The organism is Allobaculum stercoricanis DSM 13633, from assembly GCF_000384195.1.
Lineage (GTDB): Bacteria > Bacillota_I > Bacilli_A > Erysipelotrichales > Erysipelotrichaceae > Allobaculum > Allobaculum stercoricanis.
Genome location: NZ_KB913034.1, coordinates 443,994 through 460,565 on the forward strand (window position 1 = coordinate 443,994; position 16,572 = coordinate 460,565).

General features: G+C 36.2%; 13 protein-coding genes and 1 tRNA gene. 9 read left to right on the top strand and 5 right to left on the bottom strand.

The window, feature by feature from the left end:
* Positions 1 to 123: 123 nt before the first annotated feature.
* Positions 124 to 324: a hypothetical protein gene (locus tag ALLST_RS0102080; protein WP_019892354.1), complete on the bottom strand. Its 201-nt coding sequence runs from the start codon at positions 322 to 324 to the stop codon at positions 124 to 126.
* A gap of 18 nt (positions 325 to 342) precedes the next feature.
* The gene (locus ALLST_RS0102085) at positions 343 to 1,068 is read right to left on the bottom strand and encodes a hypothetical protein (protein ID WP_019892355.1); all 726 of its coding nucleotides are present in this window, start codon (positions 1,066 to 1,068) and stop codon (positions 343 to 345) included.
* A 488-nt stretch (positions 1,069 to 1,556) separates the two neighbouring features.
* On the opposite strand from ALLST_RS0102085, the gene ALLST_RS10925 reads away from it, so the two are divergent.
* From ALLST_RS10925 to ALLST_RS0102110, 5 genes are all read left to right on the top strand, one after another.
* The gene (locus tag ALLST_RS10925; RefSeq protein ID WP_083921993.1) at positions 1,557 to 2,609 is read left to right on the top strand and encodes a M23 family metallopeptidase; all 1,053 of its coding nucleotides are present in this window, start codon (positions 1,557 to 1,559) and stop codon (positions 2,607 to 2,609) included.
* A 338-nt stretch (positions 2,610 to 2,947) separates the two neighbouring features.
* Positions 2,948 to 4,321, top strand: coding sequence for an RsmB/NOP family class I SAM-dependent RNA methyltransferase (locus ALLST_RS0102095; RefSeq protein ID WP_019892358.1), 1,374 nt, complete (start codon positions 2,948 to 2,950; stop codon positions 4,319 to 4,321).
* Positions 4,314 to 5,177: a YitT family protein gene (locus tag ALLST_RS0102100; RefSeq protein WP_019892360.1), complete on the top strand. Its 864-nt coding sequence runs from the start codon at positions 4,314 to 4,316 to the stop codon at positions 5,175 to 5,177. Before ALLST_RS0102095 ends, ALLST_RS0102100 begins: the two co-directional genes overlap by 8 nt.
* A 377-nt stretch (positions 5,178 to 5,554) precedes the next feature.
* The gene (locus ALLST_RS0102105; RefSeq protein ID WP_019892362.1) at positions 5,555 to 8,128 is read left to right on the top strand and encodes an ATP-dependent Clp protease ATP-binding subunit; all 2,574 of its coding nucleotides are present in this window, start codon (positions 5,555 to 5,557) and stop codon (positions 8,126 to 8,128) included.
* Positions 8,129 to 8,190: 62 nt separating this feature from the next.
* Positions 8,191 to 8,934, top strand: coding sequence for an NAD-dependent protein deacylase (locus ALLST_RS0102110; protein WP_019892364.1), 744 nt, complete (start codon positions 8,191 to 8,193; stop codon positions 8,932 to 8,934).
* A 43-nt stretch (positions 8,935 to 8,977) separates the two neighbouring features.
* On the opposite strand, the gene ALLST_RS10930 is transcribed toward ALLST_RS0102110, so the two are convergent.
* Together ALLST_RS10930 and ALLST_RS0102120 are read right to left on the bottom strand one after the other, a co-directional pair.
* Positions 8,978 to 9,340: a helix-turn-helix domain-containing protein gene (locus ALLST_RS10930; protein ID WP_019892366.1), complete on the bottom strand. Its 363-nt coding sequence runs from the start codon at positions 9,338 to 9,340 to the stop codon at positions 8,978 to 8,980.
* A 174-nt stretch (positions 9,341 to 9,514) separates the two neighbouring features.
* Positions 9,515 to 9,604 (bottom strand) — tRNA-Ser (locus tag ALLST_RS0102120).
* Positions 9,605 to 10,175: 571 nt separating this feature from the next.
* Here ALLST_RS0102120 and ALLST_RS0102125 point away from each other — a divergent pair.
* Together ALLST_RS0102125 and ALLST_RS0102130 are read left to right on the top strand one after the other, a co-directional pair.
* Positions 10,176 to 11,465 (top strand): tetratricopeptide repeat protein, encoded by a 1,290-nt coding sequence (locus ALLST_RS0102125; RefSeq protein ID WP_019892367.1) that lies wholly within the window; start codon positions 10,176 to 10,178, stop codon positions 11,463 to 11,465.
* 249 nt (positions 11,466 to 11,714) lie between these two features.
* Positions 11,715 to 12,101, top strand: coding sequence for a hypothetical protein (locus ALLST_RS0102130; RefSeq protein WP_019892368.1), 387 nt, complete (start codon positions 11,715 to 11,717; stop codon positions 12,099 to 12,101).
* Positions 12,102 to 12,271: 170 nt separating this feature from the next.
* On the opposite strand, the gene ALLST_RS0102135 is transcribed toward ALLST_RS0102130, so the two are convergent.
* Complete coding sequence (locus ALLST_RS0102135) at positions 12,272 to 12,856, bottom strand: hypothetical protein (RefSeq protein ID WP_019892369.1); 585 nt, start codon at positions 12,854 to 12,856, stop codon at positions 12,272 to 12,274.
* A 267-nt stretch (positions 12,857 to 13,123) separates the two neighbouring features.
* On the opposite strand from ALLST_RS0102135, the gene ALLST_RS10935 reads away from it, so the two are divergent.
* Both ALLST_RS10935 and ALLST_RS0102145 read left to right on the top strand, forming a co-directional pair.
* Complete coding sequence (locus ALLST_RS10935) at positions 13,124 to 15,175, top strand: FHA domain-containing protein (RefSeq protein ID WP_019892370.1); 2,052 nt, start codon at positions 13,124 to 13,126, stop codon at positions 15,173 to 15,175.
* Positions 15,150 to 16,565: a protein kinase domain-containing protein gene (locus tag ALLST_RS0102145; protein ID WP_019892371.1), complete on the top strand. Its 1,416-nt coding sequence runs from the start codon at positions 15,150 to 15,152 to the stop codon at positions 16,563 to 16,565. Before ALLST_RS10935 ends, ALLST_RS0102145 begins: the two co-directional genes overlap by 26 nt.
* The last annotated feature ends 7 nt before the right edge of the window (positions 16,566 to 16,572 follow it).

Below are 16,572 nucleotides of genomic sequence, written 5' to 3' on the forward strand. Positions count from 1 at the left end.
GCTTGATATTCAATTTAAATGCTTTTTAAGGCATGAAAAAACCCTTTTAGAGACGGCTCGTTTACATTGAGTATCTGCTAAAAGGGATAAGATTTTATAGGTCATTATACAAGTGATCGAGTATCAGCTTTCAGGATCATTGTCTTTGTTTTCAGGATGGGCGTTTTCGAGTGCTTGATAAATGACAGCAGCGTGAAAGATAAGCCCGATGAAAATAATTACACCTATACCCAAAAAGCCTAGAAACAGGCACAGAACGCATGATGGAATTAATAAAATAAATCCCCACATAAGAACTTTTTTAGAAATAAACTCTTTTTCCATTTTTTGTTCCAATCTAGCCTAGTAGCTTACGCTTGTTATTTTTGACATAGAGTCGCTAGTGCCATAAAAACTGAATGAAATTGAAGGAGTTTTAGATATACTTACTCCAGAAATTCCGAGGTTTGCAGTTGCGTGAGAATAGGTTGCGCAAATATTTGCGATCCCAGAGCTGTCTAGTTGAGAAATTGTTGCATCGATTCTTACCCAATCTAAAGCTTGTCCATAATAGTGACTGCATTCAACAGCATATCCTAATCCTGTGTTTGGTTGCGATTGCATAAGCGATGTTTTTCCAGATAAAACCCCAACACCTTTGTAGCAAGTTACTGCATTATGACTAGTGATGGCAAAATTGCCAGCCCACGCAATTTCAAAACCATCTTGGATTCGTATAGTTGGAACATTTAACCATTCAGCTACAGCGGAGACTTTGAAAGTATCCTTACCGGGATCGTTGATTCTTGATACAGAGATATAAATTGCCATGTTTGAAAGTGAGATGGCGCCATATGTTTGAAATGTCTGCACAGATATGAGTCCTATTTTCTTTTCTACTTGCACATATTCACCTGAAATGTCAAATGTTGGATCTAATTCTTTCATGTGGTCTAGAATTTCTTTTTGATCATTTGTAAGCTTTGCGTAATTTGAATTTGGATAATCATTGGTGGCAGCATGAATCGGTGCACTAAGTCCAGAGAAACAAATAAGAATCGAAATTAAATAATTTAGGATCTTTTTCATTGAAATTCTCCTTTCTTTAGTCACTGACGCTAAATATTTGAATTCAAATGATAAATCATTTCTTACCGGTTTGTTGAATGGCATAAACTTTATTTGATTAAAGTGAAGCTTACAAAATCGTACTTTGCACTTTTTTTGTTATCTATCAAAGCATCAGTGTGAAGCAAGCCAGTGGTTTTTAAGTAAAAAGATCAAATATTGAAACATATTAAAGCTAAGTTTTTTTGTAAAGAAAGCGCTTTCTTTATCTAATTCAACTTTAACAGGCGGCTCGCAATAATAAAATGTTTTTTTGCAAATATGATATTTTTTATAGAAAATCTAGCCAAAATGTAATGGTTGGACTCGAACTTTTTTAATAATAAGAAATAATAAGAATGCATGTGAAAAATAACCTTTCGATTCAAAACTACAAATTAAAAGAAAGAGAAAATACATGTTTGATTAGAGTTTAGAAACATTATTCGAATATATGTCTATAAAAGGATATGAGACTTATATTCATCATGCTGATGATCAGCTTAAACCTGTACCCTGTATCCAATGAAAAAACGAGTGAATTCTTGGTCGATTTAGCGAATACACAACAATCAGAACAATATAACGGAGAGATTGATCGAGATTTTGCAAAGTTGCGCCAGTATGTCGAAAGACGTTTACTTGTAGTAGAACAAGGAGACCAACGACTTGAACAAAAAATGAATTCAATTGTAAATTTTCGCCATGAAAATTGGCAAGAAGAATACGATTGGTTTTTACATAGGGATGTCGAAGTGCATCGTCAAATCAATTTTTATTCTCGTTTAGATCAACAAATCCAATTGTTCCAACAAGCAAGAGCTGACGAAAAACCAAAAATGGATCAACCGCCTCAAGAAGCATTGGAATATCTTGCGAAAGGAGAGTTAAAACTGATTCATGGTGCTCCAGGGGCAGGGCCTGGTTTTTCTCGAGCATGTCCGGCAGATTTATCTGGAAATGAAATGATAGAAGGAATTGAAGGTGAAATCGAAACGGATAGTAGCATGCTTATGCGCCCAGTTGCCGGCCCTATTTCAGCAGGAACGTGGAGTTATCCTGATGGTGGGTTGCATTTGGGGATGGACATTGCGGCAGGGATGTATTCTCCTTTATATGCGCCCGCAAATGGAGTGATTTTATATGCTGCAAATCCAGTTGGTGATGGCGGAGGATATTTAGGAAACTGGGTTGGTTGGCCTTATGGAGGAGGCAATACGATCGCCATGATTTGTCAAAGCAAAGGTCAGCTATATGGTGTGACTTTTTGTCATTTATCGAGTCGGATTATGGTGAGAGCCGGTCAACAGGTCAAACAAGGAGATATATTGGCCTATACAGGAAATACGGGAAATTCGACAGGACCTCATACCCATATTGAATTATTCGCAATCCATACCTCTTTTGAAGAAGCAGTCAGTTATTTCCAACAAGGAGCAGATTTTTCATTTGGAACAGGATGGTCAACGCCGGCAGCCTGTAGTGCGATCGCTTGCCAATTGCGACCTGAACTTTATTTTTAAGTTTTTAAATCATGTTCTATAAATTGTTGATGATGTCAAAGTAAGTAAAGAGTCATTGTTTTTTATGTTTTTTTTCGTTATTCTTTTGGAATTGATTTAGGTGCTTTCTAAAAGGAGAATTCACTTGATAGTGAAGAGATTTTCAACTTAGAATTCTTTATTGATTGATCAAAGAAGCATTTCAATTTATGGATTGCTTCTTTTACTTTGTTTAAAAACAAAAAATGAATCGAAAAAAGCATGAAATCTGAAGAATAAGTGAATTGCCGCAAGCAGACAAGAATAATCTGTGGGAATGTTTTATCATAAAACAAGCAAACGAAAGAAAGGTAAGAAATATGGATTCATTATTTAAACAACGCATGGAACAATTACTCGTTAATGAATACGATCAATATGTCCAAAGCTTAGAGACCCCTTTGTTTCAGGGGTTGAGAATTTCACCTCGCAAACAAGAGATCGAAATAACCAAAGGATTATTACCTTTCTTGGAAGAACCTTCCAAATTTGCCCGCAATACTTGGTATATTCATGGTCAATACGGACTCCATCATGCGCATTTACAAGGCTTGTTCTATTTACAAGAACCATCCGCTGGCTCGGCCGTAGAATTATTGGATGTCCAACCGAATGATATCGTATTGGATTTATGCGCAGCGCCGGGTTCAAAGAGTACGCAAATTCTTGATCGTTTAGAGGGTGGCTTTTTAGTTGCCAATGAAATCGATGCGAAGCGTGCCCAGGTTCTACTTTCGAATATGGAACGTATGGGTGCTGAAAATTTTATGGTCACAAACATGGATTCCCCAACACTATGCAAGCAATTAAAAAATTGTTTCGACAAGATTTTGGTCGATGCGCCTTGCTCAGGTGAGGGAATGATGAAAAAGCATGAAGCCGCAATTGAGCAATGGTCCTATGACAACGTTTTGCTTTGTGCAGCGAGACAAAAAGAAATTTTACAACAAGCGTGGCTTGCCTTAAAACCTGGGGGAAGCTTAGTCTATTCTACTTGTACATATGCCAAAGAAGAAAATGAAGAGAATGTAGCATGGCTATTAGAAACATTTAAAGATGCAAAACAAGTCGCAATGGATGTGACTTGGGGACGAGAAGGCATTCCAACAGAGGGGATGGATGCCACTAAAGTTCGCCGCATTTTCCCAATGGATGGAGGAGAAGGTCATTTTGCCGCCCGTTTTGAAAAAATTAAAAGTGAAGAGCAATCTACTTCTTCTTTTACCTTTTGCAAAGAAGAAAAACTAGATAAAACGATTCAAGCATTTTTAAACGAACAAACTGATCAGGCATTTACGCATTATTATTTAGAGAAAAATCAAGACAGCACATTCGTGTATGGCATGAATGCTCCTTTTATTAAATTAAAAAAAGGCAAAGTTTTACGTCAAGGGGTTTTCGTGGGGGAATTGCTCAAAGGACGCTTTGAACCTGCACATGCTTTCTATTTATGTAAGACAATAGCTAAACACGCACTGACCAAAACAGAAACAACGATTGAACAAATGGATGATTTCTTTCATGGTCAACAATTAAGTCTTAATGCGCCAAAAGGATATCGTGCCTTGTGTTTGAATGGGATTCCTTATGGCTTCGGTAAAAGTTCACAATCACGGATTACAAATAAGTTACCAAAAGGATTAAGACTTAAACCGAATTCGCATGTAATGGCTACAGGAGGAATGAATGAATAAAAATAATGAGTTCGTACATACGCTTAGACAATATACGATATTGGTCGTAGGCAGTACATTGTTCTCCATGGGGGTCACATTTTTCGTTGTTCCTTGGCAATTGAATACCGGAGGATTGATTGGGATTGCCCAAATCATTTCCTATACGCTTATAGATGGCGCTTCATTATCTGGGGTAATCAACGTACTATTTAATATCCCACTCTTCATTTTGGCATGGCGCAGTTTATCGAAAAATTTCGTGTTTAAGACTTTATTATCGCTTGGGATTCAATCGGCTTTGCTTTCGCTATTGCCGGTGCCTAAGACACCAATTTTAAATGATGAACTATCTTGCGTGATTATCGGTGCTGTCATTGCTGGAGTCGGGATTGGCTTATGCTTACAAGCAGCCGGTAGTGCGGGTGGTTTAGATATTTTAGGAATGTATTTTAGCTACACGAAACCAGGCTTTTCTGTAGGTAAAATTTCTTATATCGTGAATGTGTTTGTTGAAATTGCCGCAGTCTTTATGTTTGGTTTGCCAAACGCTTTGTATTCTACTTTGTTTTTAGTGATCACCTATTTCATTTCAGATAAGGTTCACTTACAAAACATTGTGATGTATGGTTTGATTGTGACTTCAAAAAAAGAAGTAAAAGAACATATTCTTCATGATTTACATCGTGGTGTTACGGCATGGCAAGGCTATGGAGCGTACACCAACAGTGGTAAAGAAATTTTGTTTTGTGTCATGAACAGTTATGAAGTAAAAGCAGTGAAACGAATCGTGAGAACATATGATCCGCAAGCATATTTCATCGTAAGTAAGGGAAGAGCAGAGTTAGGAAATTTCGAACGTCGTTTAATGGAATAAAATAAATCTTGAGCTTGTGAACATTCATTTGTTGACAAGCTTTTTTAGTGTTTAAAACGCATGGTGTGCATAAAAAGTGCGGAAAAAGAAAACGCTATTTTGACTTAATTGCATCGAGTTGCGATAAAACAGATCAAAAAGTACAAACTTAACGAAATTGGAATAATGAATATTAATCAAACAATAACAAATACAAATCGGATAAATATGAAATCTATCTTAAATTGTATTTGTATCTACATAAAAATCTGGATACTAGAGTGTTTTGATGAAATTAGGGAGATGATTCAAAATTCTAAAAATAATTAGGCATTCTATGATTCATCAAACTTGCAAGAGTCTATAATGATGATGTCGGGAAATAAAGGAGGGGAAGTATGGAATTTGATAAAATGTCTGAAAACCTTCAACGCATCATTGTCCAAGCGCTCAATGAAGCAAAATCTAAACAACATTCTAGCGTGGATACAATTGATATCCTTGAAGCAATTTTCAAAGAAGATACCTTAAATGGTTTATTTGATCGACTCAACGTCGACAAGAAACAAGCTTTACAAATCATTGCGCAAGAAGAAGCCAATATTGTGAAGTCAAATTCAGCAAACCTGAATTTTAGTAATGAAGTTCAAAAGTCATTTGAAACTGCCGAAAAATGGGCAGCTGAGCATGATGAAACTTATCTAAGTGTGGCAACATTATGGATTGCACTGATGTTCAATCAGTCTTATATTTCCCGAAAACTTGTTCAAATTTTTAATTTGAAAGAACAACAGTGCTACCAAGCAGAGCTTGAACGACGTGGCGGTCGCAAGATGGATTCACCGAATGCCGAAGATAACTTAGAAGCATTAAAGAAATACGGACGTGATTTAGTTGAAGAAGTTCGTTCAGGTAAAGTGGATCCAATTATCGGTCGTGATGATGAAATTCGGCGAATGATGCAAATTTTGTCTCGTAAAACGAAAAACAACCCAGTCTTAATTGGAGAACCAGGTGTAGGGAAAACAGCCGCAGTCGAAGGTTTGGCATGGCGAATCTTTAAAGATGATGTGCCAGAATCTTTAAAAGACAAAAAGCTAATTGAACTCGATATGGGTTCATTAATTGCCGGTGCCAAATACCGTGGTGAATTTGAAGAACGTCTAAAAGCAATTCTCGATGAAGTAAAACAATCCCAAGGCCAAATTATTTTATTTATTGATGAAATCCATAACCTTGTTGGAGCAGGAAAAACGGAAGGCTCAATGGATGCTGCAAACTTGCTAAAACCATTGTTGGCACGTGGTGAACTGCACATGATTGGGGCAACAACGTTTAATGAATATCGTAAATATATTGAAAAGGATGCGGCTTTAGAAAGACGTTTCCAACAAGTTCAAGTCAAAGAACCAAACGTTGAAGATACAATTTCTATTTTGCGTGGTTTAAAAGATCGTTTCGAATCATATCATGGCGTACATATTAGCGATGATTCACTCGTTGCCGCAGCAACTTTGTCGGATCGTTATATTACCGATCGATTCTTACCAGATAAAGCGATCGACTTAGTCGATGAAGCTTGTGCAACATTAAAAGTTGAAATGGAATCGATGCCTCAAGAATTAGATGAACTACAACGTAAATTGATGTTACTTCAAATCGAAAAAACATCTTTGATGGATGAAGAAGATAAGAAAACATTAGAACGCCGTAGTGAAATCGAAGAAGAAATGGGGCTTTTACAAGAAAAACGGGATGAACTATATACCAAATGGGAAGATGAAAAACGGATTATTGAAAAAGCCAAAGAAGACAAACAAGCTTTAGAAAAAGCAAAATTAGATTTGGAAACAGCGCAAAATGAAATGCGTTATGAAGATGCCGCAAAACTTCGCTATGGAACGATTCCAGAATTAGAAAAACGCATTGCCGAACATCAAGAAGGAAGTCTTGGCAATGAGGCTTTAATTCAAGAAACAGTGAATGAAGAAATGATCGCTAAAATCGTTTCTCGTTGGACTGGAGTTGAAGTGAGTCGTCTCGTCGAATCTGAACGTAAAAAATTATTGAGTTTAAAAGACGAGATGGAAAAACGCGTGGTTGGTCAAGATCATGCGATCGATTTGGTTGTTGATGCCATCTTACGTTCAAAAGCCCAAATTCAAGATGAAAATAGACCAATTGGTTCGTTCTTATTTTTAGGACCTACCGGTGTTGGTAAAACAGAAGTTGCTAAAACGTTAGCTCAACAGTTATTTGATGATGAACGTCATATCGTCCGAATTGATATGTCCGAATATATGGAGAAACACAGCGTCGCTCGTTTGATCGGAGCTCCTCCTGGATATGTAGGATATGATGAAGGTGGACAGTTAACAGAAGCAGTTCGTCGAAATCCATATTCCATTGTATTATTCGATGAAGTTGAAAAAGCGCATCCTGATGTTTTTAACGTCTTGTTACAAATTTTGGATGATGGCCGAATCACAGATTCGAAAGGTGTCACAGTGGATTTCAAAAATACAATTATCATTTTGACATCTAATTTAGGTGCCCAATACGCATTTGAATACAATAAGCAACCACAAGTGCTTTATGAAAAGTACATGGAAGAAGTAAAAAACCACTTCCGTCCAGAATTCATTAACCGTATTGATGAAATTGTTGTCTTTAATGCCTTAGATGAACAAGCCTTTGGCCAGATTGCCCATAAATTCATCCGCGAATTGGCTAAACGTCTTGAACAAAAAGATATTACGTTACATTTAAGCGATGTAGCATACGACAAAATCTCTCAAAATGGTGTAGACCCAGTCTTTGGGGCACGTCCAATGAAACGCTATATCCAGCGTAATCTTGAAACAGATATTGCCAAAAAGATGATTGAGGCAGGCATTATGTCTGATGCGCATATCGAAGTGGATGTAAAAGATCAAAAATTTGATGTTGAAATTCACAAAAAAGAAGACTAAAAATGAAGATATAAAACATACCAGGGATACCGATTTATCCCTGGTTTTTTTAGAGGTGGATTATGACATTAACTGATATTCTTAAAGAATCGAATAACATTGTATTTTTTGGTGGCGCAGGAGTTTCGACAGAAAGTAATATTCCAGATTTCCGTTCGCCAACAGGCTTATATGGAGAGAAAAAAGAGCACACTTATCCTTATCCGGCGGAAACGATGTTATCAAGAACATTCTTTGATCGTTATCCAAAACAATTTTACGAGTTTTATTTCAATGAAATGATTTATCTAAAAGCATTGCCCAATGATGCTCATAAAGCATTAGTCGAATTAGAGAACATGGGCAAACTCAAAGCGATCATTACCCAAAATATTGATGGTTTACATCAAAAAGCAGGATCCAAAACGGTTTATGAACTTCATGGTTCTGTTTTGAGAAACTATTGCCAGAAATGCGGGACATTTTATGATTTAGATCAAACGATTGCAAATCGTGATGAAGATGGGATTCCGCGTTGCCCAAAAGATGGGGCAGTGATTAAACCGGACGTCGTTTTATATGAAGAAGGATTAGACAATGATATTTTGTGGAATGCAGTTGAAGCGATTGCCCAAGCAGATTGTTTAATCGTTGGCGGGACAAGTTTAGTTGTTTATCCAGCAGCAGGCCTTATTGATTATTTTCGCGGACGCCATCTCGTTTTGATTAATCGCGATGAAACAACAAAAGATCATATGGCGAATTTAGTGATTCATGATTCGATTGGAAAAGTTCTCAAAGAAGCAGTAGATCAAATCAAAGAATAAGAAGTAGAGAAAAGAAAAGGCAGGGTCAAAGTTGATCCTGCCTTTATAGTGTCAATTGAATAATGTCTTGTGGTTGCTTTGAAACGGCCAATAAACGTTGACAAAGAATGCGAAGTGTTTCCTGGTCTTGAGGCGACAAAGATCGGTAGTCTTCGATCAATAATTGTTCGTCGACTGTCAAAATTAATGGTGCTTTATTTTCGTCGTCATCTAACCCGATTAAATAATAAAAAGAAACATCCAAATAATCTGCGATTTTATGGAGTTTATCATGAGGGATGTTGTGGATCATATTTGCTTCGTATTTTGAAATTGTCGTTGGTGAGACATCAATTGCTTGAGCGAGATCCACCATTGTTTTATTACGTTTTAATCGTGTTTCACGAATTCTCTGTCCGGTAGTCATAATACAGATATTATAACGAAAAGATGATGAAATGTAAGAAATGTTCTAGCAAATGTGAACGTTTCATGAACAAATTGTTTTGAAATTTCTTCTTGGGGGTAGGTCATGCGAAGAAAATACAATAAAAAAACCAATCTGAAGTGAAGATCACTTACAGATTGGTTTGCTTTCAGATGGCGGAGTCGCAGGGATTCGAACCCTGGGTAAGCTTTCGCCTACACAGCCTTTCCAAGACTGCACCTTAAACCGCTCGGACACGACTCCATCGATTCAGTGCTTATTTAGAATACAAAAAACAGCGGACTAAGTCAAATAGAAATTTAAAAAAATTTTGAGTTTTAATGTCTTCTGATTAGATCTATAAAAATGAGGTGGACAAGTAAAGAATTAAGAGGGAATGGAAAGATAAAAAGTGCATTGGATAGAGAAATCTTGAGTGCGAAAACAATAGATTAAGCTTCATTGTTGAAATTTAGATTAAAATAAGGGAAAATCATCAATCGTTAGTACTTAAACACACAACAGAATTTGTTTCTCTTGTTTGAGCAAACATGAATAAATCACTATTTTTTGATGACATGTTTCCTCTTGTTCATCGAGATGAATCAACTTAGGCAAAAAATACCAATTTGTGCTGAGATTAGGCATAATTAAAATAACTCAATGAAACATTCGATGAATTTATATCATGTGAAATTAAGATGCCATAATTTCACATGATCATGCAGAATATTCCATTTTTTATCGGATTTCATTGCATATAATAAAGAAAGTTTCAAAAAACGAGAGTTAAACTTAAATGTTATTTTTAACATAAAGCAGAGAGGTACTGAGAATGTGGAAATATAAATGTCGAAGTCAGTTGTTATCTTTAATCCTGGCGTTTGTTGCGGGATTTGCGATGACTTTTTTCCTCAATTCCGATGAAATGTTCTTGGAAATGATGGAAGGAACTTTACCGAATGAAGTCATGTCCATTTTTGTTTCGAATCCCTGGATCATTGGTGTTTCGAGTGGAATTGGATTTATGGGTTTGTTGAATGTCTTTTTGCTTATCAGCTTGATCTCAGTTGCCAATACAGGCTTATTACTTATGTTTGCTTTAATTGCGATCATGATGCCTGATTATGCAATTATGATTGGCGTTCTTGCGATTCCTGTGACACTTGTTTTGAATATTTATGGTTGGGTTTCTTTAAGAATGACGGAAAAGAAAAATCTCGCTAAAGCCAATATCAAAGGTGATGATGATATTGTGCGAGCTTTCTTAGAACATCATCAACTCGATCCGAAGTATGAAGCAATTGCCAACGAAGCAAAAGCATCAGTGAAGAAAATTAACTTTGCTTTAGTCCTTGGTTTAATCGCTGAGTTCTGTGCATTATTCTTCTTCCAAAACTTAATTATTTCGATGATCTTAGTCTTCTTCTGTGTAATGGGAATTCAATACTTACAAAGAATTCGCGCAGCAAGTTTGAATAACATTTCAGCAATTTTGATCAACGAATGTAATCCAGAAGGATGCTTATCTGCATTGATTTATTTTGGAAAAAAAGGAAATCACTATAAATTAAAAAATAGAGCATTATGTGCGCAGTGCTTGATTTATCTAAATGAGCCTGAGCTTGCTCAACAAGTATTAATTGAGTTCCCTAAATCCAATGTCACTAATGTTATGGCATATGATTCTTTAATGGGTTATATCTACTACATGTTAAAAGATGAAGAAGGATTGAACCGAGTGAAAAACGAAATGGAATCCGTTCGTGCTGGTACAGGTTCCATGATGATGATGATCAAAACAGAAGAACTCGGGGCAATTCAAAATAGAATTAGCTTGATGAAAGGTGATTTTAATACTTGTAAAAAGTATTATTTGAACTTATTGAAACGTTCTGTTTCTAACCTACAACGATCTGATTGTTCCTACTACATTGCCTTGATTTCATTTGTTCAAGAAGACTACGTCGTGGCTAAAATGTATTTCGAAAAAGTATTACAAACAGGAAATAAATTGTATTTTGTGAACAATGCGAAAAACTATTTATCTAAGATCGAAAACAGTCCACTTCTTGAACATCAACAAGAAGAAATGAATCAACCCATGAATAACCAAATGTTTTAATCCAATCCAAATCTCCTTGTCTAAATTTAGACTTGGAGATTTTTTTTACATCATCCACTATTTGTTTGAAAAGAGATAGACAATAGACAAACATGCCATTGTGTACTCGATTCAATTGCTATAGAAGTGATGAAAAGAAAATCGGAATTGCTAATATAAAATTAGATGAAAAAAACAAAATAACGATTAATAAAAACGAATATGCGCTATATAATAAAAGCAAGAAATATCTTCTAGGAGGTTTTGACAATGACAAGCGAAAACAAAAAGAAGATTCACTACGTGTTTACAATTATGTTCGTTGCATGGGCGATACTCTTAGGACTCTTGTATATCGATTATGTCAAAAACAATCCGAATGTTTCAATTTTGTTTTATGTTCTTGGAATCGCAATGATCGTATTGGTTATTTTCGATATAATCCTCATAAGACGAAAACAAAAATTCAAGTTATCTTCAAAAGGATCGATGATCGGAAAAGTGATCACCTTATGCATTTTGTTTACGACCTTTAATATTGGTTTAGCCTATACGCCTAATGATTCATTTGGTGTGAACTGGATTGGATATCTCGTTAAATTATATTTGATAGTGGGGATGTATTATCCGATTTATCGAGTATTCCATTTCTTTTAAAACGAATTGGAATATTATGGTTCGTGATGAAGATTTGACAAAAGCTTAGACATATCTTTGTGCATTGAAATCGATCAAATCAAGAGCGTTCAGTGATGAAAAGAAAAGGTTGGAACAAACTTTAAAGGATTTTAAGATTTTCTTTAATCCTCGTTGTTCCAACCTATTTTTTATTGATGGTTTGTTGGATATTGCGCAAATGTCAAAACAATAATGTTTAAACAAACGTAGCTGATTTCAGACATCAATGAGATAGATCCGCAAAATGCAATCCAAAGAATTCCACATAAAATCGCTAAGAGTTCAAAGAAAATGATTGTTTTGAACTTTCCATAAGAAAATGGGTTTGTATATAATCGCAACCACAATCCACTCATAAAGATAGAAGAAATTGTACAAAGCAGAGAATGTAAGTCTAGTTGAGCAGAAGATGTTTTTTCTTGCCAAGGAATCAAGACCCCAATACACATCAATACCCATCCACCAATCAAACCGATTTGATAACGTTTGGCATTAGGAAAGGAATATTTTTTGAACAAAAGATTAGATAGAAAAATGGAGTCAAAACTGATCAAAAGCGTGTAAGACAACATAAGAAAAAAATGATGATGGACATAACCTAGGCCTGTTAAATTGTCGACAAAAGGATCAACGACAAAACAAAGGTAAACAGAATATAGACAGATAAAGATGGAGACTGCTAAAAGAAGGGTCCATCTTTTTTTCGCGTTGCATTCTAAAACAGTGTTTTTCATTAGGTGATCTCCATCTTTCTTGGCTTATCAGCAAGTCTTTGGTTTTGAATCTTTTGATTTATACATCCAGTATTTCATTCTAATCTTTTTTATTTTGTTTTGCCTGATATTTAAGTTTGCATTGCATATCGAAGAGCAATGCAATTTAAAGAAAGACAAATTTTGAAAAACTTAAAAATAGAGAACAAACTCAAGAATCACAACTATAAAAGGATACGAGGGCATCCAAGGGTTGGATCATTCGATTCGATCGGCAAGTAAAAGGATATGGATGCAGAAAGGGGAAGAAAAGAGAATCGATCTTTTCAAAAACAATGCGAAATGAAATATGCTTATACGCTTACGCTACAAAATAGACGGATTATTGTTCGCGTTAAATCGAATAAAGATTTTGATCTCTCAGTTTTAAGTACTGTTGATTCAAGCCATCCATTGTTTATGGAAGCTGTACGGCAAAGTCCAGAACATCAAATGATTGAATATGAGACAGGAGATTTGTTGAGCTTAACAGATTTCTTTGATCAAGTTCACTTGAGCAAAGTACAAGCGTGTTGCTTTCTCCATGATTTAGTTCGTGCAATCGGAACGGCATTAAAAAATCAGCCGGTTTTATTGGATCTTGATGCGATTCTTGTTTCTAGTCGAGCTGATCAAATCTATTTATTAAGAGCGCCATTGTCTTTTGATTGTTGGATGAAACGAGAACAAGATGTCGACGAGTTTTGGCAAGATTTACTCGAATATTTACCTTGCGACAACTATGAAATATCTGGCTTGTTGTGGAAAGCGAGAAAAGAAAAACGTGCTATGGAAGAAATCTATCACGATCTCGAAGAACTCTATCAAATCAGCGCCAAGAAAAAGCTTTTTGCTAAACGCCATCAAGTCCCAACATTTCAATTGCCAAAACCGCTTGTAAAACAAGTTAGTGCTGAAAGTCGAATCATTGATCATCAGCCAAGTGCATCTCAACAAAAACCACTTGTTCAACCGGCATTTGCAGGTTTGGATTCTAGTTTGACGAATCAAAATCAACATCAAAGATTGTATGAGACGAATCCTGTTTCTTTTATGGAAAAAGGACCCTTTGATTTCGGATATGAACACGAAAGCACACGATCGCCAAGGTCATCATTTGTGGGATACGATCCAACTTCAATGGCTAAAAGTCCGGCAGTCAGTTTGATTCGCGATCAAGGAAGAGCGGATTTACAAGATCTCCATTTTGACTTTCCAAATGCTTCCTCGAATACAGAAACACTCAATTTTGGCCAAGCTTTTGATTCTCGAAATATCGGGCAGATCAATCCGTATGAAGTTGCGAGTGATCAAATCGGACAAAAACAAAGATCCGACATTAAGACGCAAACTGATTCATTGTACAAGGAGCCAAGTTATTTGAATCTACAAAATATTCAACAACAAAACGGTTATGGTTATGTGCTCAATGATCAATTTGCCCAACAAAACTCATCCTATTATGCAGCAACAAACCAAGGTAACAGCAAAAATCAGACGCATATGTATTCACCTCATCCTCTTGAAACAAACCAAAATGAAAATCCTACACAAGCGCAAAGGAGGAATCAGACTATGCAAGCGAATCCCAACATTATGCCGAATCATTCTAGGTCATTTGTTCGTCATAACTTTGATCCATACGCGAATCAAAGATATAGCGGATACGATCAATCAGATGATTGGCAGCAATGGCAATATTACGAAAATGTTGCATCAAATTATTACGGGCAACAAGAACAACCGGGTTTCTTTGCTCAACCAGATTATGAACAAACCGATTCGGACATGAATCTTCAAGATGTTGCATTGAAGCGCCCCAATCCAAGTGAAAATCGACAAGTAAATACTAGAGCTGAAAGTAACCCTCAACAGACACGTTATTCATATATGCAAGATCAAACTGAGCCATCGCAAATCACCGATCAACAAGCTATTCCGTATTCATTTATCCATGAACCGACATCGGATTATCAAGTCACGGAGACTCTGCCACCAAAACAAAATGAATGCGCGCATATCGATTGGAACAATAAAACATTTTATTTGAAAGGCACACTCTGTATGGCTGGTCGTTCTGAACAATGTCAAGTACATATACCGGATGATTCACTTTCTTTGCAACATGCAAGGTTAAGCAGCGATCAAGGCCGATGGTATATCCAGGATATGAAATCATGCAACGGAACGTGGTTGAATGGCAAACGGATCGTTCGAAAGATGCGCTTGCGTGAAGGTATGATGATCCGATTTGGAAATTGTGAAGCGATTTTCCATGATGCCCCAATCGTCAAATGCTAGAGCCATTCGAACTTCAAGTCATATCCAGACCACGATCACGAGCATGAATTCAACTCAAGTCGTGATGAAAGTTGTCCAAGCCAATGGCACAAACTTAGATTATTTACGCTTAAAACGAGAAGTCGAAGTCCTTACCCAAATTCAAAACGATCGGTTTCCAAGAATTTTAGACCAATTTGAAAATGCAACACGCTTTGGAGTAGTCGAAGAATATTTATCTGGACAAAAACTTGGTGAATGGATAAACAGGACAAAGCCGACAAAAAAGCAACGAATTGCAGTCTTTATCCAAATTTTGGATTTAGTGGAGATTCTTCATCAAAATGGCTTTTTACATATGGGCATTCAATTGGAAGATGTATTGATTCAAAACGAAACCGTGTATTTGACTAATTTTAAAGATTGCCTTTTGATCGGAAGTTTACGTCCCTTAATCGATTCGAAAATTGAACTTCCTTTAGAAGCCCAAAAAGGAATGGCATTAGATATTCGTTCAGATCAAATATCTTTAGCAAAATTATATGAGCAATTTGTTGGCCGTTCTTTATGGCTCAAAAAAGCAAAAGCACCCCATGTGCATAGACGCTTTTCAAGTGTAATGACATGGAAGAAACTGCTGCACATTTCGCTTATTCAAAACCAAATTTGGATTGCGCTAGGTTGTAGTTGTGCGCTAATCGTCATTTTGATTTTGGTGTTCAAGACTTCTTTATTTAGAGAGCAGTTCAATTTACAACAATCTTCAAGTGAAAAGAATCAACTGCAGAGTATTCAATCTATGGATTCGCAAATGATTGAATCAACGCATTCGCTTTCAAATTCAATCACTATTGAAAATGAGGATGTTCAAAGTGCCCAAGATAACTTGTGCATCCAAATATATGAAAAACTCGCTCAAGATCCCGAACAAATTTTAGATTTAGACACTTGGACATCTTATGCCAAAAAGACTTTAGAACAATCATACCTTCCTTTGGCGGGATATCTTTTGGATCACGTACCACCAGGAAGTAAGCAATCGAATTTTGAATTTCAATTATATGAATTTGAATTGTGCGTATTTTGTCAAAAACAAAGCGATGACTCACTTCGTTGGTTGTTATTGAATATCGCAGATCAACCACAATGGGATCAACATTTTTCGCGATTATTGGAATGTTTGTTCGTCAATCAAATTGTCGTAGAACAAGCGTTAATAGAACCTTTGATTCAACAATTAGATCAACAAGTTCCATTAGCGAATACGCTTTGTGTTCATTTGTTGAATTACATTTTATTTTTGCAAAGCCAACAAGCATCGATTTGGCAAATTCCAGATGCAGTCGCAAATGATCTTCAAGTTCATGCTCCAGAGTTATATGGGATGTTTATGAAAACGCAAATTGCATAACGAAAGA

Bases quoted from the DNA above. Each gene is read 5' to 3' on its own strand.
- ALLST_RS10930 (WP_019892366.1), bottom strand. From the start codon at position 9,340: ATGACTACCGGACAGAGAATTCGTGAAACACGATTAAAACGTAATAAA.
- ALLST_RS0102135 (WP_019892369.1), bottom strand. From the start codon at position 12,856: ATGAAAAACACTGTTTTAGAATGCAACGCGAAAAAAAGATGGACCCTT.
- ALLST_RS0102080 (WP_019892354.1), bottom strand. From the start codon at position 324: ATGGAAAAAGAGTTTATTTCTAAAAAAGTTCTTATGTGGGGATTTATT.
- ALLST_RS0102100 (WP_019892360.1), top strand. From the start codon at position 4,314: ATGAATAAAAATAATGAGTTCGTACATACGCTTAGACAATATACGATA.
- ALLST_RS0102125 (WP_019892367.1), top strand. From the start codon at position 10,176: ATGTGGAAATATAAATGTCGAAGTCAGTTGTTATCTTTAATCCTGGCG.
- ALLST_RS10925 (WP_083921993.1), top strand. From the start codon at position 1,557: ATGAGACTTATATTCATCATGCTGATGATCAGCTTAAACCTGTACCCT.
- ALLST_RS0102085 (WP_019892355.1), bottom strand. From the start codon at position 1,068: ATGAAAAAGATCCTAAATTATTTAATTTCGATTCTTATTTGTTTCTCT.
- ALLST_RS0102110 (WP_019892364.1), top strand. From the start codon at position 8,191: ATGACATTAACTGATATTCTTAAAGAATCGAATAACATTGTATTTTTT.
- ALLST_RS0102145 (WP_019892371.1), top strand. From the start codon at position 15,150: ATGATGCCCCAATCGTCAAATGCTAGAGCCATTCGAACTTCAAGTCAT.
- ALLST_RS0102095 (WP_019892358.1), top strand. From the start codon at position 2,948: ATGGATTCATTATTTAAACAACGCATGGAACAATTACTCGTTAATGAA.
- ALLST_RS0102130 (WP_019892368.1), top strand. From the start codon at position 11,715: ATGACAAGCGAAAACAAAAAGAAGATTCACTACGTGTTTACAATTATG.
- ALLST_RS0102105 (WP_019892362.1), top strand. From the start codon at position 5,555: ATGGAATTTGATAAAATGTCTGAAAACCTTCAACGCATCATTGTCCAA.
- ALLST_RS10935 (WP_019892370.1), top strand. From the start codon at position 13,124: ATGGATGCAGAAAGGGGAAGAAAAGAGAATCGATCTTTTCAAAAACAA.